The sequence below is a fragment of the Candidatus Uabimicrobium amorphum genome (assembly GCF_009002475.1).
Taxonomy (GTDB): Bacteria; Planctomycetota; Uabimicrobiia; order Uabimicrobiales; family Uabimicrobiaceae; genus Uabimicrobium; species Uabimicrobium amorphum.
The window spans coordinates 918179-944857 of the sequence record NZ_AP019860.1 but is presented as its reverse complement, the minus strand read 5'-3'; the positions used below and the strand labels follow the sequence as shown (position 1 = coordinate 944857).

Annotated in this window: 17 protein-coding genes; 2 read left to right on the top strand and 15 right to left on the bottom strand. The window is 39.1% G+C overall.

Annotated features, from left to right (window positions below):
* The first annotated feature begins 44 nt into the window (after positions 1–44).
* Positions 45–2348, top strand: a complete 2304-nt coding sequence (locus tag UABAM_RS03215; protein ID WP_151966559.1) for an ankyrin repeat domain-containing protein — start codon at positions 45–47, stop codon at positions 2346–2348.
* Positions 2349–2439: 91 nt separating this feature from the next.
* On the opposite strand, the gene UABAM_RS03210 is transcribed toward UABAM_RS03215, so the two are convergent.
* From UABAM_RS03210 to UABAM_RS03180, 7 genes are all read right to left on the bottom strand, one after another.
* The gene (locus tag UABAM_RS03210) at positions 2440–3219 is read right to left on the bottom strand and encodes an SMI1/KNR4 family protein (RefSeq protein WP_151966558.1); all 780 of its coding nucleotides are present in this window, start codon (positions 3217–3219) and stop codon (positions 2440–2442) included.
* Positions 3185–5107 (bottom strand): transglutaminase-like domain-containing protein, encoded by a 1923-nt coding sequence (locus tag UABAM_RS03205; protein WP_151966557.1) that lies wholly within the window; start codon positions 5105–5107, stop codon positions 3185–3187. The genes UABAM_RS03210 and UABAM_RS03205 overlap by 35 nt, the downstream gene beginning before the upstream one ends.
* A gap of 8 nt (positions 5108–5115) precedes the next feature.
* Complete coding sequence (locus UABAM_RS03200) at positions 5116–6393, bottom strand: hypothetical protein (protein WP_151966556.1); 1278 nt, start codon at positions 6391–6393, stop codon at positions 5116–5118.
* A gap of 135 nt (positions 6394–6528) precedes the next feature.
* Positions 6529–6864 (bottom strand): hypothetical protein, encoded by a 336-nt coding sequence (locus UABAM_RS03195; protein ID WP_151966555.1) that lies wholly within the window; start codon positions 6862–6864, stop codon positions 6529–6531.
* A 7-nt stretch (positions 6865–6871) separates the two neighbouring features.
* Positions 6872–7384, bottom strand: coding sequence for an RNA polymerase sigma factor (locus tag UABAM_RS03190; RefSeq protein WP_151966554.1), 513 nt, complete (start codon positions 7382–7384; stop codon positions 6872–6874).
* 60 nt (positions 7385–7444) lie between these two features.
* Entirely contained in the window at positions 7445–8938 is a 1494-nt protein-coding gene (locus UABAM_RS03185) for a PspC domain-containing protein (protein WP_151966553.1), read from the bottom strand.
* Positions 8939–9112: 174 nt separating this feature from the next.
* Complete coding sequence (locus UABAM_RS03180; RefSeq protein ID WP_151966552.1) at positions 9113–11020, bottom strand: PspC domain-containing protein; 1908 nt, start codon at positions 11018–11020, stop codon at positions 9113–9115.
* A 106-nt stretch (positions 11021–11126) separates the two neighbouring features.
* Between UABAM_RS03180 and UABAM_RS03175 the strand changes: the two genes are divergently transcribed.
* Positions 11127–11543 carry a hypothetical protein gene (locus tag UABAM_RS03175; protein ID WP_151966551.1) on the top strand — a complete coding sequence of 139 codons (417 nt, stop codon included), beginning with the start codon at positions 11127–11129 and terminating at the stop codon, positions 11541–11543.
* Positions 11544–11575: 32 nt separating this feature from the next.
* On the opposite strand, the gene UABAM_RS03170 is transcribed toward UABAM_RS03175, so the two are convergent.
* The 8 genes from UABAM_RS03170 to UABAM_RS03135 form a co-directional block, all read right to left on the bottom strand.
* Complete coding sequence (locus UABAM_RS03170; RefSeq protein WP_151966550.1) at positions 11576–13336, bottom strand: hypothetical protein; 1761 nt, start codon at positions 13334–13336, stop codon at positions 11576–11578.
* Positions 13336–17004 (bottom strand): serine/threonine protein kinase, encoded by a 3669-nt coding sequence (locus UABAM_RS03165; RefSeq protein WP_151966549.1) that lies wholly within the window; start codon positions 17002–17004, stop codon positions 13336–13338. The genes UABAM_RS03170 and UABAM_RS03165 overlap by 1 nt, the downstream gene beginning before the upstream one ends.
* A 21-nt stretch (positions 17005–17025) precedes the next feature.
* The gene (locus UABAM_RS03160; RefSeq protein WP_229759351.1) at positions 17026–17559 is read right to left on the bottom strand and encodes an RNA methyltransferase; all 534 of its coding nucleotides are present in this window, start codon (positions 17557–17559) and stop codon (positions 17026–17028) included.
* Entirely contained in the window at positions 17549–19063 is a 1515-nt protein-coding gene (locus UABAM_RS03155; RefSeq protein ID WP_151966548.1) for a carboxypeptidase M32, read from the bottom strand. Before UABAM_RS03155 ends, UABAM_RS03160 begins: the two co-directional genes overlap by 11 nt.
* Positions 19064–19072: 9 nt before the next feature.
* Complete coding sequence (locus UABAM_RS03150; protein ID WP_151966547.1) at positions 19073–20413, bottom strand: formylglycine-generating enzyme family protein; 1341 nt, start codon at positions 20411–20413, stop codon at positions 19073–19075.
* 178 nt (positions 20414–20591) lie between these two features.
* Positions 20592–24044 (bottom strand): serine/threonine-protein kinase, encoded by a 3453-nt coding sequence (locus UABAM_RS03145; protein WP_151966546.1) that lies wholly within the window; start codon positions 24042–24044, stop codon positions 20592–20594.
* Between the two features lie 120 nt (positions 24045–24164).
* Entirely contained in the window at positions 24165–25922 is a 1758-nt protein-coding gene (locus tag UABAM_RS03140; RefSeq protein ID WP_151966545.1) for a serine/threonine protein kinase, read from the bottom strand.
* Positions 25923–25944: 22 nt separating this feature from the next.
* Positions 25945–26646, bottom strand: a complete 702-nt coding sequence (locus UABAM_RS03135; RefSeq protein ID WP_151966544.1) for a glycosyltransferase — start codon at positions 26644–26646, stop codon at positions 25945–25947.
* Positions 26647–26679 lie beyond the last annotated feature (33 nt).

Below are 26679 nucleotides of genomic sequence, written 5' to 3'. Positions count from 1 at the left end.
CACACAAATAAACAAATCGAACTTATCAATGGAGAATGTAAAATATGGATGTACAGAAATTAATAGATGCAATTGCACAAGAAAGCATAGAACAAATAAACAATCTACTCAAACAAAACATCGACGTTAACCAACTAAACGACTATGAGGAACTCCCTCTCATTTGCGCTGTGGAAACGGAAAACAGCAAAATAGTGAAAATACTAATCGAAGCTGGTGCCGATGTGAATAAATATCTCGATCGAAGTCCACACCACATTATCGATCCGCTTTCACATGCCATTGAAACTCACAACTCCAACATTGTACAGTTGCTCGTAAATGCCGGCGCTGATGTAAAACGCTATGATTACCTAGAGCAAGCCTGTAACGAAAATGCCACTGGCGTAGTAAAAACCATACTTAGAGCTGGCGCAACGGTAACAACAGAAGCTTTAATGGCCGCTCTGCAAACAAACCGAAAGTTGTTCGATACCGTGTTAGAACAATATGGTTCTGTGGATGCAAAACTTGCCGGAAAACTACTCATCGAAGCTGCGGAGTACTCCAGTTGGGATATCATACCTACTCTTTTGCAAAAAGGTGCCGACGTTAACACGCGCAACGAGTATGGGGAAACGGCACTACATATCGCATTAAAAAACGAATATGTTTCTCCCGTGAAAATGCTGCTAGATGCTGGTGCTGATGTCACGGCTGTCGACGATTATGATTTGACACCGATAAAGATGGGTTCTGATATTCCCGAAGTGTGCGACCTTATACGATTGTTTTCCAAAAAAAATGTCGCCGAAGAGTTAAAACAATGTGAACAAGAACAACAACAATCCGAAAAAGAATCGCAACAGATATACGCTACACGACAATACCAACAATTGGTAAATACGTATAAACCCCAGACACCGCAGCAAAACACCAATACCAACAACGCGCACAACAATATGTATCAGCAAATGTTTGGGATGTTGCACAACCAAGCCAAAGATCCAATACAGAATTTCTTCCAAACATTTAGCGATCCAAAAAAATGCCAAGAGTTTAGTGATAATCTTTCTAAAAATATGGCGAATCAATACAAAGACACCATAGAATCACTCGGCGATGGAAAACCAAAGCAAAGATTGCAAGAAAAAGCCCCTCACCTAGAACAAATATTTTCCAGAGCAATGGGCTCCATATTCAACGAAAAAGAAGACGAAAAAGCAATAACAGACATGAACAATGTTATGATGGACATGTTCTCCTCAACGTTCTCCTCTTTGGGCGATAAAATTTTAAATTCAGCAAAAGATCTCGATTTCTTGACCAAAACCATTATTTGCAATGACGTCAACAACCTGGAATTGCTTTTAGAAAAATACGACGTCAATGCCGTGAACACCGATGGCATTACGCCTCTGATGCTGTCTTGCTATTTTGGTTATGAAAATATGACAAAGATACTTTTAGATTGCGGGGCAAACCCCAACGTGGCAGGAAAGGAGTGTTTTGCAGGTGAAACACCGCTTACTATGGCTGTGGAACAACATAGCAATAGCATGATAATAGCCATGTTGATGGAAAAAGGAGCCAATGTTCATCATCAAAATTTACAGGGCAATACCGTTCTAATGAAAGCCATCTCCATGAGATGGCATGATCCCATCATTCTCGGTCTAATTGTGCAACTTATCGATTTAGGGGCCGACATCAAACTACAAAATAATAACAAAAAAACAGTCCAACAAATCACCGCAGATATCCTACAAAAAAATATTCGTCGCAGTGACATCAACACAAGTATACTTATTCTTCAGGAAATACAAAAAATTCTAAGCGACCCACAATCCTTAAACAACCTGCGTCTAGTATGCGCAGCGTATAAAGGTCACATCGAGAAAGTGAAAACCTTGCTAGAAAAAGGAGCGATGGTAAACTACATTTCTTGTATAGGAACAGCCTTGAGTAATGCCGTTATGACACAACAACAAGGAATTATTTCTTACCTAATAGACCATGGTGCGAATGTAAACCTCGCAGATCAAAAAAAGACAACCTCTCTAATAGAAGCGGCAACAACGGGAAACTTTGCCATTGTCAAATTACTCATAGATGCCGGAGCGGTAGTAAATTGTCGCGATGAGGAGGGTGTAACACCTCTACTCGAAGCCGCGGCAGGAGGTTATCCTGACATAGTGCAGCTACTCATAGATCATGATGCCAATCTTCACGACCAAATATTTGACGATCGTTACTGTAGAACGAGAAATGCTTTAAATCTCGCCCAAGAAAACGCTCAATATTCCAACGAAACCAGATTTCAAGAAACGGTACAATTATTAGAAAGTGCTGGATTGAATGCTTTGTAGAGCTTTAAACTAGACTAGTGAACAATTCAAGTTTAGAAAGAGACAACAGCAAAACTGTTGTCTCTTTCTAAACTTAGATTTGACTTTCATGTCATTCTCCAACAAATGACTGAAGGTAATCAAAAAAAGAGGAACTTTCAATGACTTCAACGTCATACCACGGGTGCGAATCGTGGCAGTCCATTACCGCACCATAGTCGGGGTGTTCGGTATCACAGCACAAATACATATCGTGTTTGTCCGAGTAGTGCGCGATTAAAATCCATAGCCCTAAATCCTCTCGGTAGTCACCACGACTTAACTCATTCAGGTATTTGGTATTCTCCACAACCTCATCTAAATCATACCAGTGAAAACAATACGGGTAGTACTGATTATTGGGATCTTCACGTGGTTCACCTTCGTAATAATAGCCATCCAAGACTTGCAAGAACCGCGCATAATTATGGGGAAGGCGTACGCGATTCCTATTTTTGGCAAACTCCTCAAAATGATTCTTGAGGCGATACTCCATTTGCATCACATCGCTTTGTGAATTTTTGGTGGTGTTTTCGTCTTTTAGGCTGTGAAAATGTTTACGTACTTTTGTGTACCACAAATATTCAATACTTTCCTGATCACGGCGAAAATTAAATGTTTCGATCACTCCACCTTGGATTTTGACATTTTCCATGATGTCCACAGCAAGTACCGAAAAATTGCAATTGATGAATTGACAATTCTTCACACTGTGGATATTGATTTCACCGCGAAAACTGCAATTTTCGAATGTACTTTCCTCAAGGGTATCGATAGCACTTTCTATGTAGAAAGTACACATTTTGTACTGTTCGCTACTATTTATCTTGTGGAGATTCTGTTTTATTATCATCGGAGTTTAATTTCATTGAATTCATTGATTTTATCAGTTGTTCGCGATATTTTTCTTTTTCAGCGGTTAGATAAATAACACGGATATTAAACATAATCTTGTTGTGCACAGCGAAGAATATTTCTAACGTGAGTTTCTTGCCATCAAGAGTCGCATCATACACGCCTAATTTTCCCGCTAAGGAACCAACAGTGTGGTCTTGTACTTCTCTTTCTTTCCACGAAGAAAAGTTTTTCCCTAGGTGATTGGCAATGAGCGGTTGCAAGATGTCCAGTTCATTGTCTCCGCAACCAAAAAAGCTATAAATGATCGCACTATTGACATTCATGGTGTATTGTACGATGCGCTCTTCATCGGAACTGTAGTCGTTTTTACTCCACAGGTTGTTCACTTCATAGCGCAACTGATACTTTTGGTCTTCCACAACTTGCCATTTATCATTGTCTTTGACGAATTGGCGCATGTTTACTTTCTTGTCTCCATGCCACACATTTTCAATTTCAATTTGCGGTCGCGAACCCATCATATTCATAATGAGATCAGAGTCGTCTTTTTCATAGTCATAACTAAAAAAGATGTATTTGCCATTACTTCCCAAACGATTCAGAGCACAATCAACCACCAACCACTTTCCTAAATAGACTTCGTTCCATGCATGAAGGCCAAATTCGCCATCGAGATACACCAAACCACCGCATACGCGCGTTGGTATTTTTAGCGAGCGTGCTAAAGCACAAAATAAATTGGCGTGCTCGGTGCAATCTCCGGCCATCGCATTTAAGGTGGCAATAGAAGAGGCATTTGCCGTACTGGTGCTGGCTTTTTTTATCTTCTCAAATACCCACTTTTGCAATTCTTGTACCTGTGTATATGTAGACGCCTTCGCCGAGACAATTTCCGTGGCTTTATTTACAATAAGCGGTGAATTACTTTGGATTAAAGGCTGGGCCTTCAAATATTTGCTAAACTTTTCACTATCTTGTGGTGAACATGTGTAATTCTCTTCGACCTGCGGTCGATGCTCATGCAGGACAATGCGAATTCCCTCTTCGGTTTTACTTACCGTTTGGTATTCACTATTTTGTAGCGATAGTTTGTGTGTATTGATCGAAAGTTCGGTTTGCGTAACATGTTCTTCCTCTGGTAAGATAACGTTACACGGAAACATAATGTCAAGGATGAGTTGCTCACTAAAAATTTCTGCTTGCTCCCGTGTGGTGCGCACTGCATTCACATTCATCCCTGGTATGGTGATCGCCGCTATTTCGCCCTTGGAATCGATAAACATCGTATAAGCAAACGAATTTTCTGTAGAGGTAATCTCTACTTCCCAGTTACCTTCGGCGGTTTTTCCCAAAATCTTCAGTGTATTTGTTTCAATCTTAATCGTTTCGTCATTTAGACTAAAATATTCGTACGTCGCACCTTTTTGCAGGTCTTTGTCTTTTACCAACGAATAGAGGTATACCGCTTCATCGAGAATGATCTTTTTGTCTGTTTTCAAAGTCTCTTTGTGTACCGTGTCATCTATTTGTGTTTGTCGTAGAACTTCTCCTTGTGAAAAAGTGGTTGTCACAATTTTTTTTTGTGCACCTTCTATGGATTTACTCACAGTAGAAATAGGTGTTAAGTCGGCGTAAACCAATGTATTTTCAGTGGTTGTCATTTCAAACTTGTCGTCACCACGTGCAATTTTCATTTTGTAGTACACATTGACTTCATATGCTTCTTTTCCTTCATAAGTGGTTTTGCGCACAACATTGTGCATCGCAATCGCCTTTGCACCAAAAAGTTCACCAGAGTACCACGAATCAAAAACAGTATTATTTGCCGCGACTTGCCCACATACATTTGCAGCAAGTAACAGAACGATAAATATATATCTCATGTCAGCACCTATTCGAAGATAATGTAAACAATGGAAAAACCCATCGGATTTTTCCCACCAAAGCGCGTTGAAATACCCTCCGTTACTCTTTCAACACCAAAACAATGTGCACGTCCGTCCACATAAAACACCACTGGATATAAAAGTTCGTACAATGGTTGCGGTTTATGCCACTGGCCTATCTGCGGATACAAAATTTCGCTTTTCCAGCTTTTACCTTTGCGCACAGCATGACGCAAATTGCCTTCGCAAAAATCATTGACTCCACCGCTGTGCCACGAGGCAACATCGTTAAAAATCACATTCGCACGATCCTCATCATCGAAAAAAATACATGGAGAAGCTCCCGTATAACTCTGACCGTCTTTTCCGGAGTAACCACGCGATTCGCGAAATATGACCTTTGTTTCCCAACCCTTTTCGCTGCGTTCGCTCCACAATAGTCGTGAGAAAACCAGTGACCCTGTAGACACCACCCGTCGAATGTTGGAAGCGACATACAATTTATCTTTATTGCGAAATATATTCGCCTCCCAACCTGCTTGCTCCATTTTTTTTCCGCTAACCACCGTTTCCGTATCCCATGTTCCACTAGAAAAATTGGCGTACATTAAACGATTGATTCCGCCATACAGCAATGTGAAATCTTCAAGATTGCGTATTTGAACATCAAAGATTTTCTGCATATCTTTGGGAATATCTTCCACCTCAAATAATTGCCATTTTTTTTGCGAATATTCGGCAAATAGCAAATGATATTTGAGTTTGACCATCACAAAAAACACAACGTACAAACGCTGGTTTTCACCTTCCACAATATGATATATCTTCGCACTATTTACACCGCTTCCATATATACGGCGAAATTTTATCGGCAAGACATCTTTAATCCACTTACTATCTTTGCGGTAAAAATGTATAAATCGATACGTATAGTCCACAAAAATATGTGGTTTACCCAAATGATCGTATATCAAAGATAAATTCATCTTCGGTATTTTGTATGTGGCTTTGCTGTAAATCGCTTGTACATCGTTCGTGGTGATGTCGTGAAAGAAAACCGTGTATTTTTTTTTCCCTCTGTCGTTAATTCTTTCTACCGTACGATAGACAATTCCTAAATTTCCCTGGGGGGATAACGCCGCGTAATTCCTTTTGGAATGGTCTGCAAAGTTAGGTATATGCCAAAAAACGGGATCGTGTTCTTGATTTTCGATCAAACGATGAACTTCAATGTCGGCATATAAAAATGATGCTGCGATCGCGACAAACAAAAACAATCTCATTTGTTTCTCCCAAATTATTCTATGGCCATCGCTGTCATAGATTTCTCCTTTGCGTTTAGTTATTCGCGAAAATTGTGGTGTGCGTTTTAGGTGTGGATAAGAGTGTTTTGGGGTATGAGGCGAAAATTCGCCCCTTTAAACCCTGCGATGGAGACTATAAGCAATCCAAATGGGAATAAACCCGTAACAAATGGCTCCTATCAAAGTGACAGAAACGGTGAATACAATTAAAAACGATGTCAACATTTGCGGAAAATACGTCACAATAATTTGTTGTAGTGCAATATAGTAAAAGTAATTCACCACAGAAAACAATGGTAGAGTTGCCAAAGTAATTAAGACAACTACTCCTAGTGCCTTATGGGGCAGACGTTGTTTCCTTGTCATCGCCGTAGCCATTTGCTGTTGAACTTTAAGTATAAGTTCCTCTTTAGGCTCTGGATTTGGGAATGATTCTACGAATAGTTCCATAAAATTTTCATTGTTCACCATGCATCCCCTTTAAATAATTCATTGCTTTGTGCAATCGACTTTTAACCGTTCCAATAGGAATGTCTAAAATTTCAGCAATTTCGCGCTCTTTTTTGCTATGAAAAAACTTCAAGACAACAACTTCTCTCTGATACACGGGCAAATTCTTCATTAGCTTACGTGCCCATTCGCTATTTTCTAGAGACGATTTTTCTTCATGGACAGCCGGAGGCGCTTCCTCTAAAGAAACAAAATTTTTCTTATTGCGGAAAAAATCTCGTGTACAGTTGGCGGCTATTTGGAATAGCCAAGTACTAAACTTTTTTTGCGGGTTAAATGTGCGACAATAACGGATAACGCGTAACCATGTTTCTTGAAAAAGGTCATCGCTATCACTTTCATTTACCGTCATGCGAAAAATAAAGCTATACAACGGCTTCTTATACCGTTCCAACAGTGCATCCGCCGCTTTTGAGTCTCCAGAGATCACTTGCTGCATCAAAGTTTCATCTGCTACCAATTATTATACTCCATCAATAAAACAGCGTCTATGTTTTTTTACTTCTCGCAAACGAAGCGGCTACTTCAAACCATACATCTTTAGAGTAACTCGGGCATTGTCACTCACTATTTTTAACAATTTGTCTTCCATGGAAAATCGTGGCGCGGAATTGACAATATTTTCTCCACGACAATCAAGATTGGGGATAAAGTCATGTAAAAAATATATGCGAATATTTCCCGAGTCGGTGGTGATTTCATTGTTATTCTCAAAAAGTGGTCGAACTATTTTACAATGCCCCACAATATTTTGTAGTTGTATTTTCCCTGCAAAATCGACCATCTCCAACCACCCATCATTTTGATATATTTTGCTATCTTTTCCCTGAAAAGCATCGATGATCGTCTCACAACTGGTAAGATATAGGTACATCGCTGCGACATCGGCATTTTCGATACGTACTTTTCCACCGTTGGTGTTTATGTTAAGGGTTTTAATTTGCGTGTTTTCTAAGGTAATTTCATCGATGTTCTCCAAGAAAACCTTGCGCCATTTCCCGGTAATATACAAACGAGGAATGCCACGCAATTCCAAATTTTCATTTTCAGGCATATAGATGAAAATATCGAAATATGCAAAAGATTTTTTCAACATATGTAGATTGTACCAACGCGGTTTTTCATTCCACAGCATGTCAATATTATCCATGTTTTTTACAATATTTGAAGAAAGCTCATGTACATATAAGGAATATGTAACAACTGTTTGCTTCTTTTTATGTGTCGTAAAAAAGATACGGCGAATCGGAATATTTTCCGTCTGTAAAATCTGCGATAACTGGCTGGTCGTTGCGACATTCCATGTTTTAGAATGAGTTTTGCGGTGCAGAAGATGAAACATCCATAAACATGAAACACACGTTGCAGCGATCACAAACCAAGTAATGACAGTTTTCGTTATTGTCCATTGCCATTTTTTCAGATGAAATGTCAATATCCAATGCACAATAAAATAAATCGTAACAATACCAAGAAGCGGGTTGCATATTCCCCACAAAAAGCCAATGGCACCTAGTTCAAAAAATGTGCTGCGATACACACCTATTTGTAAATAGGGATAGAACCATCCACTGATAGAGACAATTACGGCAACCGTACAGATAGTAAAAAGTGGTAGATAAAGACATGCACATAAAATGACAAAAATAATAAAAGACAAAAATTTATATAATATCTTTTTCGACGATTCAAAAATACCAATACCAGTGCTATCGTCGTCTTCGAATTGTGATAGCGGAGATGCCTCACTTGCGTCTCTGGCAGGAAAAAGGCATAAAATCAGATATAAAAGTATTCCCCAACCACCAAATATCGCGGCCACAACAAATGCCAAGCGAATAGCGGCCACTGGTAGATGAGTGTATATCGACAGCCCCTGGCATACACCAAAAATTTTACTACCTTCTCTGACACGACGCCAAGCAAAATTTGCGCTATGACAATCATCGCACCAATTGCCGTCTATTTCTCTACCACACTTACTACATGTTTGTTTCATAACAACCCAATCCATGAATTTTACCAATCCCGTTCCCGTTCCCGATCCCGTTCCCGAAAATAACGTTGTTCTCTTACGGGAACAGGATCGGGAACGTATAAAATATTTTCTCTACCTAACACAAGTCGTGAGAATTAACAAAATCAACCAGCCACAGCCGTTCATCCTGTTCATCCTGTCAAAAAAAATCTAATGATCTATGTACACGGGGTGTAGATAGACACGACCATAGTTCAGGTTTAAATCGACAATGGCGTCACCTGAAGAAAAATTTGGCAGTTTATTACGGACACGGCTGTGGCTGTTGGTGATATTGAACTGCGGTAAGTTTTTTGTCGACAATCCGATGTCTAAACTGCCGTGCTTGCAAGCAATAGAACTTTGACTTTTCTCTATAAATTTGTGGTCTCTAATTTCAACATGTCCACGATGATTTTCGATTTCTAACACGCCGACATTTTCCATAATAAATGCATGCCCCTTGTCATTATGCAACTGCAGTTGTATATTGCTCTCTGTGCAATGAACGCGACCACGGTAACTGTGGATCATCAAGTTTTCGATGTCGCTATTTTTGATGTGAGTTTTTCCTCTTTCGAGATTTACCTTAGCAAGTGGTATTTTCACTTCGCTTAGTTGAAAAAAAGTTTTCTTTCCCACCAAATTGATCTCAGGGGTTTCGATATTTTGCAAAACAATATGGCTATGGTCGAGATCAAGTTCTATTTGCTGAGAAAAAACGCCTTCAATGATAAGACGTTTGCGGCTCCGCCCCTTTATCGCAATTTTTTTTGTCGTAGGAACCACCACTTCAATATTGATTTTTTCAAAGTGAAAGTCATCACTATTTTTGACAATCTGCGGAAAAACTTTCCCCTCTAGCCAAGAAACTTGTATATTTTGCAAGTTATTCTCTGCTTGTTCACTGTCTTCCCCCCTAGCACTGATATCACAACGAACCGTTATTTGTTCCGCTGTTTTCTCACCACGGATTTTCAAACTTTCGACACGAACATGTGAACGCAAATGCTCAAGAGAAAAGTTTATCTCTTTGTCACTAGGGATGGTATGCACCACTGTATTTGACTCTACATTGCGGTTTTGAAACGCGGTAATCGCCACAGATGAACCTAGAGAAAAAATAGAGAGTACAATAAACAATATCGTAAAAACTCCCATGGTTTTCCCCATTACTTTTGCCTTGAAGTGCAAACGCCCTACAAAAGTAATTACCAGTAAAAATAACAAAAAGGTCAACACTGCGGCGGAAATTGCCAAAACAACGCCAGGAATGCTCAATTGTGCAAAGCTAAATTGGAATCCATCGATATCGACTATGGGGTAAAATATACCCCATAGCGAAAAGCTAGCTATCCCCAACAATACCAAAATACTTGGTAAATAGAGCAGAAGCGACATGGCGACAAACGTCAGGCCCCCAAAAACACGCCGAAAAAAGTTACGCTTTTTTACAGGCTCAGGTTCATCTTTTTTTTGTGTTTTATTCTCGGTTTGTTGTGGGGAAGAAGTGGCGACTTTTTTTTTAGAAACAACCCACAGCAATGAAATAACAACCACGCGAAGAATGTTGAGAACTTGAAAAATAAGTGCGACAAGAGGAGGGTAATCTTTGCCTTTTTCTTTTTCGAAAAAAGCCAACCATAAAATGATGTAAACAACAATTGCTGCTCCACCAATAAAACTTCCGGCGATAAATGCCACGCGAATGAGAGTAGGATCTATGCGAAAATATTCTCCTAATCCACCGCAAACACCGCCTAAAAAACGATTATTTTCCGATAAGTGAAGCTGGGCGTAACCGTTCGATTCTGCAAATTCTGGTTTTTCACGACACTCATTGGCTATTTCTGCTGCGCTCGGTAACTGCCCAATGATATCCATAACGGCTTCGGCATCAACTTCCGCAATTTCCGCAGTAAGCTCCTTAACTTTGCTACTGACATATTCGGCTATTGCCTCAGGAGCTAACTGATATTTTTTGCCATTGCTGACGCAGTCTTCAATATATTTTTGTAAAATTTTTTTTGCATTTTGCGTAAAATTGTTATCATAGTACGCAGAGTATTTACCACTCATATTATTTATCCTTTCGATTTCTTTTCTTTTTTTCTCAGTGGTAATACTCTACTAATTTATGGATGGTTCGCAAAAATTTTAGAAATGATAAAAAAATAGGGTAAATATGGTGGATTTACAGAATGAAGATAAGCTGATTTGCGTATATTTAGCACAAACAGCTTCACAAAAAATACTGACAAACGTCCTGGTGCAAATACTACCTTGCTATGCTGTGAAACTCGAAGGAAACAAGCTGTTCTTTCACCGCGTGCAAATGGGAAAACTTATCAACACAATTAAAAATTTCTCCGATACTACCTTTGAGATAGATATCGAAGAGATAGAGTCTTTTAAAAAAAATACCCGTTTTGTGGTGATTCCATACAACATAGGATTTCCAAGATACAAATTGAAACTGAAAAATGGCGAGGAGCACCTCATTATTTTTCCACGTATGCAGAAAGCGTTGGTTGGTAAAAGTAGATATGATAAGGAACTTAGACAAAAAATTATTGATAAGCTGTTTCATTTACCATCGTAAATGATAGATACTTCTTTACAAACCGCTAACGTTTATTCATCGTCGCCCACTTTTGTGCAAATCCATAACCCCAAAATCAAACAAATGATTGCCAAGATTCCGCGAGATACAACAAAGAAAGTACTTGGCAACTTTTTACCTTCTTCGATAAATGTATAGTTTTCTCCGACTTTACCTTTATTACGCATTTCGGCAAGGATCTTCTCGTGGCCTTTGTCTTCGCTAACCATACCCTTTATCGCTTTATAGTTTGTCAAAAGGCGTATTTTTTTTCCTTTGTTTTTAAGATGTAGGTATTTGCGCGCACGATTTTTTTTCTTCCATTCCCCTAAAATTAAAAAGATACGCATTTCTTCATTTTGCATATTTTTTGGGAAAACGGGGACGACTATTTGATGGTCTAAATGTACAGTTTTGTTGTAATCTACAATGCAATCTTTTATTGAAACATTGATAAGGTCTTCGCGATCTTTATAAAAATCTCCACAGTTTTTCTCGATAGTTTCTCCATGTTTGTACCTCGTGTATAGGCTACTAAACGTGATGAAGAAGGCGACAAGAGACGCAAACAAAATCAAAAGACCGGCCTTGGTCAATTGACCATGAGAATGGTCGTCGTAACTTCCACTGCGAAACATACCAATATAGCGCACTATATTTAGAGGTGACAATATACAAGCGATGACAAAAACCGCAATCAGAATCCACAACAAACGTTTATCGGTTTCCACCGTGGTAAGAACGAGTAAATCTTTGACTCTCACCCCGTGGCGAATACTTATTTCGTGGGACACTTGCTGCTGTAATTTCGGGTCCGTATAAAACTCTTGAACTCCCCGCGCACCAATTTTTTTTCTGTCGGCATCTTTGGAAAATTCAATCACGACGCGTATAAATTTGTGTTTCTTTTGCTGTGCACGAACAGGAACATACATATTGTCATCGATGGTTACCGCTTTTGTATAATCTAAAGAGCCATCGCTAAAATCCACCGCAAGGGGTTTTTTGTCGGTATCGAAAAACTCGCCACATGTCATTTTTTGTAGGGGAAAAAACTTCATATATGCCGTAGGTATGACAAAGAAAAACAGGAGACCTATAGCTAAAAGAGTCATAAATACGGTATTGTAAAATGACAAATGGAGAATCTTCGGGGTTTTTGGTTTTTTGGGCTGTGTCGTATGATTGTTTTTTTGCTTATTCCAATGATCTAAAAAATCGCGTGGCCAGTATTTGTGGGGGAGAACCATAGCCACACGCGGATTGTCCTTATCGATAATGACCGGGAATACGGAACCACTCAACTTTTTATTGGGCAGGTGGTGTCGTGCGAAATATACCGTGGAAATTTGATATATATCTTTACGTGATATGGCAGGAGGCACTGGCAAACCAAAAACGCGAATGTACCCATCGGTGAGATAATCTGCGATTTCTTTTAAAGACGGATCTTCAGGGGTTGTTCCTTTTAGATTAAAAATTTCCGCAGCAATCCATTCTAGTCTACCCACATCACAACGCAGCAAAGGATTCTTACAATACACCACTTCGCCTGGACGATCACATTTTCCAGAAGAATACAATTCAAAATTGGCTTGGATTAAGTGTCCCCAGACGACAACCCCGTTTTGCAGTAAATTTTCATATGCGGAAAAAAACGTTTTGAGATCGTCTTCTTCGATATACGGTTCGTCAATTTTGAGATAACCATCGATTTTATTGCCATTTTCTTGGTCTTTTTGCAACGCCACACGACAGTTTTCCATCACCATATCCATTTTGGTATCATACATTACTCGGGCAACCTTTGTATTTGAGAACTCTTGTAGATCAGCTTAAATTCGTCTTCAGCAAAGTCACTTTGTGCGATAATATCATCGTAACTTGCCGTAGTGGCGTACTTACGCTTAAACATCTTTACGCCCCAACTTACGTAACGAAGGGCTTCTTGACGTTTTTTTTGCAAACAAAAGATACGAACAATATCTAAAAATCGTTCTTTTTTATATGGGTCTAAGTCCCAAAGTTTCTTGTAAGCGATCTCCGCATGAGAGTACTTTCTTAGCTTCTTAAAAAGTTGTGCTATTTTCTGTAATGTATAAGGATTATCTATTTTTGCAACAATGTTTTCGACCAAAAGAAAAGCTTCTTTACCACGCCCTTCTTTTTGTAAAATTCCTGCAAGGGTGACTCGTGCCCGGTAAAAGTCTGGTACCAAGTCAATTGCTCTACGCAAGCTCGGCTTTGCATCTCGATTCGACGCCATGAGAAGCAAAGCTTCTTCATATAGATAAACAGGTCGCTCGTATAGCTTTTTTGCTTGATACATTTTTTGTAAATAGCTCTCAGTCGAGCGGCTTCTTGTTCGAAGAGCAACTTCGTATTTGTCATATTTCTTTTCAAACGTATACGGTCGATAACGCTGTGGATTTACCACCCTCATCATCTTCATTTGCATTTTGACGGGATCCTTGAGATCCATCAACGACAAACGCAATTGCATAATGCGGTGAAAACCATCGCTCGCTCCTGCAAGTACAAATGCATCCTGATTATTTTGCAATGAGTTGCAAAACTGTGCTCTCTCGTTGTCATTTAATATCATGACCATCATGGTATTGGCGGCTTGGCGTATGGTTGGCTGTGGTTCGTACAGGTATCGCGCAAGGTTGTCTTTTAAAAATTGTCCCTGTCGCGATAACCCCATAGAGTAGCCCAATCCGTTAATTAGTCCTGCCTGTGTGTCAGGATGCTTTCTTGTTCCGTCCATAACCAACTGAGGAACAAAAAGCGCCATGAGGAAATACATATTTGCTTGAAAAAAATGATTTTGGCTACGTGCAGTATATGCCAACAGTTTCATTAACCCAGGAGGAAAGCTTCCCGGACGATTTTTTTTCATGTATTCGCAAATGGAAAAATAGCGCACGATCATACACTGCGTAAGAGGAGACATTTGTGGATTTTCTTCCAATATGGAGATAATCGCTTCGACAGGCTGTAGAGAAATATTCCACAAGCACAGGGCGCGCAACGTCAGTTCTTGCGATTTTTGACTTAATCCTAATCTTTTTAAATCCAGAGCAATTCTATTTATCGAAGCCTTTTTTATGTACTTATCGAAAAAAGAAAGACATATCATATTAACGTTTTCGTCATTATCGTTTAGGCCGCTTTTGTATAGATTGACAAACTCATCTTTATCTTTTATGAACTTGCTGTTATTCCACAAATAACTGTGAGCATAGTGACGCCTTGTAGGGTTTTTATCTTGCAAAAACTTCTTTAAAGTGCGGTACCCTTTCCGCCCTAGATCATTATTTACCGCAGCAAAAGAGAAGGCACTTGCTGCCGCCGCCAGTCTTGCATTATCTGGAATGTTACTTGCCATTAGCTTAAAAAGCATCGTTTCCACATTGTTTTTTGCATTTACAGGAGAAACATACTTCGTATGGTAAATGTAACAACTTTGTCCCACGAGAGACATCAGCAACGAATGCTCTTGTTCTTTACGCAACATAATCTCTTTAAAACCACTTAGAACTTTATCCATATCTATGGAAATTTGATGTTGGCTGAGTATGTTACTCACCACTATTTTTCCAACCGTATCTCCGTCCATTTTATCAAAGTGCGAAGCGAGTAACTCAAATTTACCTAAATCACCAAGGGAGCGAGCGGCCAAAAAGCGCACAAAAGCATCGCGTTCTCGATCAGCCAATACTTTCGAAAAACTATTCATACCTTCTGTAGCTTGCGATGAATTTATCGGCTTGTTTTCAATATAGGCAACAGAAGCCAAGTACAAGTAAAAATCATCACTACGCTCGTCTAATCTTACTAATCCTTCTATGTATTTGGGATAAGTTTCCACTTTTGTTTTTTGGGCATACGGTCTGAAAAGTAACGGTCGCTTTATGCTTTCTAGTGAAAAAAACATTTCCTCGAGAATCATCCAATTATATCCCTGAAAATGAGGCGCACGTAACGACAAACGAAATAATAAATCCGCAGCCTCCAGATTACCAGGATCTAGATTCAATGCTTTTTTCAAATTTTCAAAACACGGCAAAGCCTCACCGGGATCTTCGAGGGTATTTGTATAACAAATTTTTGCAAAATCTATATAGTAACGTGGATCGTTGGGAGCAATCTCAATGCAATTTTGCAAATGTTGTTTTGCTTGAGAGGAATTCTTGTTTTCTCCATGTAACTGCGCTAAGTAATAATTTGTTTCTAAATGTTGCGGGATTTTTGTATATGCTCCTTGCAAATATTGTAAAATTCGCTTTATGTCGTAAGCCTTCCCCGTAATTTTGCGCTTATTTTTTTCGTGCTCGTATAGAGAAGCTCCTAAGTAAAATAGCAATATCGGACGCTTCTTATCTATGGATTTAAAAAGACCAAAGGCTTTTTGGTATTGTTTGTTCTCAAAAGCCACAGCCCCCTCAAAATACGTATTATCGACATTGACAACTTCCACGCTCTGCGAGCTAAAAACGACACGATATACGACAAAAAGAAGTAACAACGCACTGAATACCGCGACAGGGAAATACAGTTTATTCCACGCAAAGGGTAGTTTTGTACCTACTTTTTTTCCTTCTTTGAAACAATGTAAATCGTGAGCAAATAGCTGCATAGTTTCGTAGCGCTGCGCTTTGGTAGCCACCGCTTTCTTTTGAATAATTTCTAGCTCATCGGACAACTCGGGAATGTAATTTCGCAGAGGTACAATTTCAGCACGTTCTAAATTAAAAATAATCTCCATGGCAGACCTTCCCGGGATCATCTGCTGTCCACTCAGCAATTCATAGAGAATCGTTCCCAAAGAATATATATCCGCTTGATAATTTATTTCTCGCGATCGCGAAGGCTTGAGCAGTTCTGGTGCCATATAACTTGGAGTGCCGATGATGTCACCGGTTTTTGTTAGGCTGTAGTCCCCAATATGGACGCTTTTCGCCAAACCAAAATCCATAATTTTTGCCGTACCATCTCTTTGGATCATTATATTTGACGGTTTTACATCGCGGTGGACTACTTTTTTGCGATGTGCATATTCAAGGGCATCGGCGATCTGTGAGACAATACCAACAGCGTCTTCCATAGAACAGTCGCGATTTTCACTCCAGTCTTCCAGGGTGACCCCTTCGACATATTCCATCACTAGATACAAGTTTCCCTCTAAAGTTCCGGCATTGTAAACCTCAACAATGCTTTTGTGTTGTAGTTTTGCTGCTAACTCTGCTTCGCGAAGAAACCTTCTTTTGGCAATTTTACTTTGATTTTGAAAAATAATTTTGATGGCAACTATCCGCTGCGAGTTCTTTTCCTCGGCTTTAAAAACAATTCCCATTCCACCACGACTAACCTCAGATAAAATTGTATAGCCATCAATCTCCTGCCCAGGTTGTAGATGAAATACGCTGCCGACTTTCTGTGGATGAAAATCTACCATTTTGCGTGCTCCTCATATTTCTTACTTCGGACCATTCCACTGTCGCAATACTTCAAACATTACAACTCCAACAGAAGTTGCAACATTCAGCGTGGATTTTTTGCCATGCATTGGAATGTGAACAAAATGATCCGCTAATTCTAAAGCTTCTTCACTGACTCCCGTTACTTCATGCCCAAAAACAAGGGCTGTGGGTTTGGAAAACGAGTGTTCCCAAAAATTCTCACTACGACTTGTCAATTCAACAATACAAATATTTATCCCTTGAGACTTTAAATCCTTAATGGCCTCGGTTGTTGTATCATAATATTTCCAGGGGACCGAATCTGTAGCTCCCAATGCTGTTTTGGCTAGTTTGCGATTTGGGGGATATGCGGAAATACCACAAATACATATTTGCGCTATGCTACCTGCATCTGCCGTACGAAAAGCCGAGCCGACATTGAAGGCACTACGTATATTGTCTAGCACAAAATAAAGAGGAGCCCTCTCTAAATTAGAGAGCTCCTCTTTTGTCATATTTTTATCTAAAACAGTGTATTTATCAACCGGCACAGCTAACTTCCATATCATCAGACCATTTTCTTTGTAAATGTCCAAGGAGATATTTTTCGGATACCTCTTCCCCTGTTACATTTTCGATGAGTTCCGGACCGTTTACTGAACGACCAGCGCTAAATATGTTTTTTGCCAACCAGTTGTACAACGGATGGAAATTTCCGCTGGTGATATTTTGGTCAAAATCACTAATTTCCTTATACATTGTTGTCAGAAACTGTGCTGCGTACATACTACCTATCGTATAGGTTGGGAAATATCCAAGAAGTGATTGAGCCCAGTGGATATCTTGTAAAGCGCCTTGGAGATCGTCTTTGACTTCTACACCGAGATAGTCTCTAATTTTGCCACTCCATACTTCAGGAACATCTTTGACCTTGATGTCTCCATTGAATAAATCGCGCTCCATCTCATAACGCAAGGTAATGTGTAAGTGATAGCTTATTTCATCAGCACCAATGCGTGTCGGACTAGCATTTACATGGTTTATTGCGCGGTAAAAATCTTGTTCCGACAAATGCTTCAAGTGAGGAAATAGTTCTTGAAGACGTGGTAAATATCTGGTAATAAAAGGTTTTTCACGACCAACAAAAACTTCCCAAAAACGCGACTGTGATTCATGCACACCTATGGAAGTTGCTTCTGCAAGCCCCGTGCCTGGGTATTTCTTGTTTAGACCTTGTTCATAAAGTCCGTGACCACACTCATGTATACTTGAGTATATACCTTCGATACCAGTATTGTTAAAACGACTTGTAACGCGAACATCTTCAGGACCTAGAGTGATCGCAAAAGGATGAACAGATAAATCCATTCGTCCCGAAGAAAAATCAAAACCAAGATCTTTGAGAACTTCATTGACGAATTGTTTTTGCTTTTCTACATCAAAACAACCAGTAAGCGTAACGCTTTTTTGCTCGTTTTGATGTGCCAAAACTTTCGGCAAAGTAGGAATCAAAGCTTTTTTTATTCCCGCAAACAATACATCCAACTTGTTTACGGTAAATCCAGGTTCATATTCATCCAGGGCTACGTCATATGGATGTTGAGAACTATCAATATATCTTGACTTTTGAATAGCTAACTCAATTACTTTTTCTAAATGTGGGGCAAAAATAGCAAAATCTTTTTGCTCTCTTGCTTTTAGCCACGCGCTCATTGATTTTGAAATTGCCTGACTTTGCTCGGCAATAAAACTAGCAGGTAACTTTGTCAACTTGGTGTAATCGCGATGCGCACATCGAATGATCACACTTTGTTCATGATCAAAATTTTCGGGTTTACTTTGTAACTCTTCGTATAACCTATTTATTATGTCTCCCGTTGCTTTGCTTGTAAAACGCTCGTGCTTTAGTTTAGAAAGCAAAGACACTTGTTCGCCGCGAAATGCAAAGGCATTTTCAGGTAGGTATGTTTCTTGGTCCCACCATAATACCTCGACACTCGACCCTAACAAGTGTTTTTCGGTAAGAACATTTAATAGTTCTGTAAATTTGCTCATATGATAACCTCATTTCGAAATTAAAATGACATACCGAAATCCAGTGTGAATATTGCGTTCGTTCTTTGCGCGATATTTACGACTAGATACTCGGAGTTGGTGTATTTTGTTTTCCCATGAACCTCCACGAACCACTTTTCTTTGTGAATTGTGGTTTACATACAATGGATTAGTATTTTTTAATGTACTGTATGCTGTAGGATTATAGTCATCCAAACACCATTCAGCGACATTACCGGACATATTATAACAACCAAATGGAGAGCAACCGCGAACAAATGAATTCACGGGAGCTGTTTGTGCAAAACCATCTTCATGAACGCTATAGTTTGCGTAAAATGTGTCAGATTCGGCAAAAGGTCCCCAAGGATACTGCGAAAGCTCCGCTTCACCTCTAGCTGCTTTTTCCCATTGAGCTTCTGTTGGCAGAGCTACATTTAAATGCAATTTTTGTGATAACCACTTACAATAAGAATTTGCTTCTTCCCAACTTACCAAAACCACAGGATGATCTTTTTTTCCACGCGGATATTTGCTGGTAAGAGGGTTCCAATTAAAGTTTTGATATATTGATTCTCGTTTTTTTGTATATGGTATTGAATAATTTGTGTCTTTCACAAAGTTATAATAATCAGCGTTTGTCACTTCATATTTACTTATGTAAAAAGCATCTAAGTAAACTTTCCGTGACGGCCTTTCATCGTAATTTCCTTCGGAATACCCCATATAAAAATAACCGCCTGGTATATATATCATATGCGGAGGAATATTCGAAGGATCGGGAAAACTCTTCTGTTGTTGTTTAACTTTTTGTTTGGCTTTTGTTTCTGTCACGTCGTTCCACTGGAAAATATATTCCCTATTATAAAACAACAATGTTCCCAGTAACAGAAACACATACAACACATCTTTGTATTTAAAATGCGTTTTTGGTTTTGATGTTTTTCCTACTAAATTGCTCAGTTGCTTTTGAGGAATTTTCTCTTCGCGTGCTATTTTTTGCAAATAGCGAAATTCTGATGGAGCAATGTAGCCTTTTATACGGAAAAGAGCTATTTTTTGCGAAAGCTCTGCGATTTTTTTTTGCTGCAAGATGGCATCATATGCATTTCGCGACTCGATGTTTTCGAGCTGGCTACGCGCTTTGCGCAATTCACTTTTGAGAAATAAAATAGCTTCTTTGTATTTAGGGTTATTCCCCAGACGTTGTAATTTTTGTAGCTGCTGTTTGTAATTCTGTTGTAGCACTTCTACGGTAAAATTTTGCGGCCGAATATCCAGTATTTCGTAGTAGTTAGGAGCCGTGATTTCACTGGAGACTCCTAACAGTTTGTGATATATATTTTCCATAAGACTGGTTGTGCCCAACAACTCGCTGTTGTTTTATCAAGACGGAAATTTCCTAGAGCGCCGTCATTCCTGCGAAAGCAGAAATCCACAATATAAATTCAATTTGTAAACGCCTGGGTCCCTGATCAAGTCAGGGATGACACCATAAGAGTTTTGTATCTTATTGACACGTATGTCATTAATCAACGGAATCGAGTTTTCTCTCAATTTCTTTGATCTTAGCGCTCACAAAATCTTCTTTGTCATTTGCGTTTTCAGCAACAAGAGGCCAAGCAAAACTGTAATATTTTAGAGCTTCGGTGTAATTTTTTTGTTGTTCGTAAATTTCACCTAAAATTAAGTATGGTCGATACCAAGAAGGGGCTTCACTTATGGCATACTTACAATTTTCAATTGCTTTTTCGTGTTCATCTTTGTTGCGGTAAATTTCACTTAGAAGTAAATGCCCTTTTGCTTTTTGTTTCAAAGCATTGTTACTACTAGAACGCAGTGCATCTTCTAGCATCTCGATTGCCTTGTTAGGATCGGTCTGTTTGATTTTGTTCGCTAGTTCATTTACACTAATCAAGTATGATGTGCGTTGTTGGTACAATGGATTTTCAGCAGAAATATTTTTGTATTTTTCATATACCGATGCATCTTTCTTCTGCTGCAGTATTCTTATTTTTAAAAAGGCAACTTCATCTTTCAAGAAACGTCCCTTGCTCGCGAGAGCTTCGGGGGACACTCGATCAATATGTTTAAGAGCTTCGTCATGATTGCCCGCTAAATAAAGAAGCATCGCTTTTAATAACATTGCTTCTGCGGTATTTTGTCGATCTCTAACGAGAAAGTCAGAGAGTGTCTTGCTATTGACACTTCCTACACTTGCGGTGCTTAAAAAATAAGAGATTGCGCGATTTTGTAGATACAACCATTTATCTGGTAAAATATTGTTTAAATCTAGTGTATCATTTAATTCGTGCTGCGCTTTCTTACACAAGCGAATCCAATTTTGCTTAAAATTGCTCGCTTTATTTGCCACAAGCTCATTTCTCAAAATATGTAGAAATTGCCCCAAGTGCCAATACTGCTGTTCCTGAAAAGCAAGAATCATCCATTCTTCATAAATTCCTTTGCGCTTTTTCCAGTTAGGGGCACACCAAAATGCATGACTGTAGTAGTTAAAGGCTTCTTCATATTTTTTCTGCATTTTTTTTATTCGTGCCGCTTCATAGGCCGCTTTGTAATGAGATGGTTCCATTTCGAGCGCACTAATAAAATTCAGAAAAGCCTTATTAAAAAGATGAGGCTGACCTCTTTTAGCATGATTTAAAGCCATAAGACCTTTGAGATAGTAAAGATTACTCGATTCATTTTCGATCTTTTGAAAACCCGTAAAGTATTCACCATGTTCGTTATGCAAAAATTGGTAAACCAGGGAGGCTTGCTCATACGTTAGATGATCTGATATCTTCGACAAATTTTTCGCCGCGTAGCGCTGTACGCTATTTTTAATTCCTTCACTTAGCTGTCCGTCGCCCAATTCAATTCCACATGCCAATAACTCATAAAATGCCTGCGGTGAGTGTGGTTGTTCTTGTAGTATACTGCGAAATTCGTCTATGGCCTCCTGATACAACGCTTGTTTTTTCAAACACAAACCCTTATGGAACAAAGCGGCATTTTTCAATGCCACAGGAGAATCGATTTGTCCTAGTTTTTCTTCAGCAAGACGAAAAAGTCCTATTTCTTTGTAAATCACTCCCAATATCAATTTCCACAGCGCATTCTCTGGATTCTCTTCCACTAACTTCAATGCCAAATTGTGCGCTTCGGCAAAATGACTATTCGCGGCTAGAATAAGTGGAAAATTTCCTTTTGAATTGGTAAATATTTTGTTTTTTAGCGACGCAAGTTTTGCTTTGGCCTGCTTGTGGCGAAGACCTATCGACCATTGTAAACGAGCACGGAGAGACTTGGCCAACTCATCCTCGAAATGGTATTTTTCTGTCGCTTGCAAAGCTTTGTTTAAATAACCAATGTGGAAAAATGCCAAGGCGCGTGAAAAATGATCTTTCTCGTTCGATTTGCTAATCGCAATTAAAAAATCATCGACAGGTAGCTTTTGCCATTTTTCGACTTGAGACCAAAACTTAACAGGATCTTCATTTACCCAATATTCATTGGCTTGCCACACTAAATTCTCTAGGCGTAGCGGTGGGTTGTAGATATCAAAAGCATTGTTAACGGTGCTAAGAGCCTGGTCCAAATAATCACTGCTCTCTTTCTCGTTCAAAGACGGGAAGGATAAAAATCTTTTTGCCTTCACAACCTCTTCAGAGAAAAGCTTTTCTTGAACTTGTGATTTTTTATTCACAAAAACATGGGTACCACCATTATTTTTTTTCCCAAAAATTAGAATCGCCGACATAGTGATGATCGCAAATACCATTGCCGCCAAGGTACCTTTGCGTATTACCCGATAGTGACTGTTGATAAATTTGTTCACTTGCGTTGAAAAACCAGGTTTTTCAAGGACAACATCTTCGCCTTTTAAGTATTTCTCCATTACATCGGCAAAGTCATCGCAACTTTTGTAGCGTGTTGTCGTTTTCTTTTCTAGGGCTTTGAAAATAATTTGTTCTAAAATCGGTGGTATTTTCGGATTTCTCTTCATTAAAGAGGTTGGCTGTTGTTTTTGAATTTTGTGATATAGTTCGCGTATGGATTTCGCTTTGAACGGCGGATTGTTACACAGCATTTCGTAAAGTACCGCTCCCAGAGAATACGTGTCAGTATGTGGTCCTATGTCTTCACGTATTCCAAAAGTTTGTTCGGGAGACATGTAGTAGGGTGTTCCAACCGCAACACCTGTTTGTGTAAGTTTCTTTTCCAAAGGATCGGTGATCATCGCCAACGAAAAGTCAGTAATCATTGGAAAAGGAGGATCAATAGTGCAATCCATTAATACGTTTGCTGGTTTGACATCGCGGTGAATAATTCCCGCCTTGTGGATATGGGCAAGTGCTCTAGCAATAATAATACCTATGCGAACAGCTTCATTAATATCTTTGTTTTCCAACTCTTCCCAATACTCATCGAGAGTAGAGCCTTCGACAAAATCCATCGCAATAAAGGGGATATTATTGATTTCTCCTGAGTCGCGAATAGTAACAACTCCTGGAGATTTTACCATCAGAGCCGAGCGCGCTTCACGATCAAAACGTTCTTTTCTAATTTTTTTGGCATCTCCACCGTCACGTATAATTTTGAGGGCCACAATACCACCATCACGGGTATCTTCGGCTTTGTAAATCACCCCCATTGCCCCACTGGCAACGCGTTCCATAATTTTATAAGGCCCATAGGATTTGTATGACTTTTTCTTTACAGGGGTAAAATTAGAGCTTTGGTCATTCTTCACATAATCGCGCAGCTTTTTTACAATAGCGCGATGCTGCATTTTATTGATGACATTTTTTTCCAATAAAAAATCGGGAAGTTCTAGTTTGGGATTTTGACTTTTAAGATTTTTATATTCTTGCAATACATTTTCTAAAACTTGGGGTTCTACAAATTTTTGTTGTTGTAGAATTCGAATATAGTTTTTTTCTAGTTTTTCTATTTCTTGTTCTATTGTATTATTCATAAAAATTTGGCAACAAAAAAGATCGCTACCACCCCCTCTAAAAGTACGTCGAAATACAAGGCCCTACGTTAAAAACATCTTACTATATCATAACAAATAATACGTCAAAAAGCAAACGTTCTAAGGTTTCCAAATAACAATGACATAAAAAGCGCATATCAACAGAAAGACAAACAGAACACCCAAAACCAAAAACTGATGACGTTCTAGTTCATCCATGGCGATATGAAGGAATGAAGGAGGTTTTGCCACAACGGGCTCGTTGTTTAAATATCGTTCTAAATCTTCAGCAAATGCTTTTGCAGAAAGGTAACGACGTCCTGGTTTTTTTGCCATTGCTTTTTCAACAATTATTTCCAAATTTGGAGAGATACGCCGGTTGATTTTTTTAATCTTACGTGGTCTTTCATAAGCAATTTTTTGATATAATTTCGAAACATCATCTGCAATAAACGGCAACTTCTCTGACAGTAACTCATAGAGCATCACCCCCATGGCAAATACATCACTTGGCGCCCCAATTTGATTTTTATTTGCAAGTGCTTGTTCGGGAGACATGTAGTATGGCGTACCGAGCACAATTCCGCTTTGCGTTAGATCAATCGCCATAGATGTATCTTTAGCCAGCCCAAAGTCGGTAATATGTGGTTCACCTTTGCTATCGATGATAATATTTGCTGGTTTTAAATCGCGGTGAATAATATGATGGCGGTGTGCATGAGAAATTGCGAGAGCCACTTTTTTCATAATACGTATAGATTCGTTTACTCCAATACGTTTCTTTTTGCGATACTCAGATAAAGTTAGACCTTCTACATACTCCATGGTAAAGTATGGCGTGCCATCAATCTCCCCGGCATCGTATATGGCAACTATATTGGGGTGATTCAGTTTCCCTGCCGCCTCTATTTCACGGTGAAAACGTGCAACATACTTAGGATTTGTCGCGTCAAATCTTTTCATGACTTTAATGGCAACAAGGCGTTCGTTATCTTTTTGTTTTGCCTTGTATACGATTCCCATCCCACCACGAGCAATTTCTCCAAGGATTTCGTAGTTATCAAACATTTGTAAAAAATTATTGCCCGGAATGGCTTTTTTGGCTTCTTTTTTTTGTGGAGGGACTATTTTTGTCTGAGGAATGACCAGAGGACTATTGTCGACTTCACTTCCCAAAATATTCACCTTATTTTCGACATCAGATTTTTTGATAACCTGGGTCGCGCGATTTTGCATCGCTTCTACTTTACGGACAATTTCTGACGGGATATCAGGTTCTGGAGTTTCATTTTCTGAGACTTCGACATTACTTTCCAAAGTCAGGTCTTGAGGCACACTTTGCACTGGTGTACGCATGGGAGTTGGGCGGCGCACAACGATGTTATCGGCAAGCAACTCGTCAGCAGAGTCCACATCGACAACATTCATTTCTTGGGTAGGTTGATCCTGCATAGATTCTACTTTTTTATGAATATTCCGCGGAACAACTACATTATCTGCATTGATGATATTTTCTGATATGTTGGTATTGCTACCAATTTCGTCTTTGCGAATAACCTGCGTAGGACGATCTTGCATAAGAGCCACTTTTTTCAAAATCTCAGGTTTTTTGTCCATCACCTTCATTTGTTGTGTTACCCGAACCTTGAGATCTTTTACCGATTGTTCTAATTGCTCATTCTCTGATTTTAACTTTTGCTGAATTTCGCGATTTATCTCATCTAACATTTCGCGAGTAATCCACTCATTTTTGATACAAATCATTGAAAGATTCATTGTTGGATTTTGCTGTAATTTTCCAATAGCACCACGTACTTGGTTCTCTGTTAGATATTTTTTAGAGATAGCAATATGAGCAAAAAGTATGTTCTCATCCATAATTCAACCTACTTTTTCTAAGTTATTTTTTTCGCCTATTGAAGGCATGTATGTACCACCGTAAATAACTAGGCATCCACTTCCACATTTGGAATTTAGACGAGCCGCTTGTTCGATCAATCCACGTTGTTGGAATTTCCGTTATCTTACAGTTTTGTAAAAAGGCTTTGACAACTAACTCCATGCCAATTTCAAAACCACCTTGACTTTGTACTGCAATTTGTTCAAGAATTTGTTTTCGATACATCTTAAAACTATTTGTAACATCATGGGTGGGGAATCGACGCAACAGATACAATGACTTTCCCGCCAACGATGACAAAAATTTCTTTAAAAGGGGGCCACCCACCTGTTTTCCCCCGCGCATGTAGCGCGATCCGCAAACTATGTCAAAACCGTCCTCGTGAATTTTTCGATACATCGCATCTACAATACCAAGGTCATCAGACAAGTCTGCCATAGTTACAAGTACTGTTTCACCTCTTGCACACTCAAAACCCGTTTTTATCGCATTAAGAGCGCCACGCCCAAAATGGTTTTGCTCGGAACGAATTTCAAATTCGTAGCTGTGTACTATTTTTTTTAACACGGGCAACGTATTGTCTTCTGCAAAATCATATACCACAATCAACTCTAACGGTGATTGTATTTTTTTATCCACCTCTTCTACTAACTTCTCAATATTGTCGGCTTCATTGTAAACAGGGCAAACTATAGATAACACGAAATCAACCTATAAAATAATATAAATACCCAA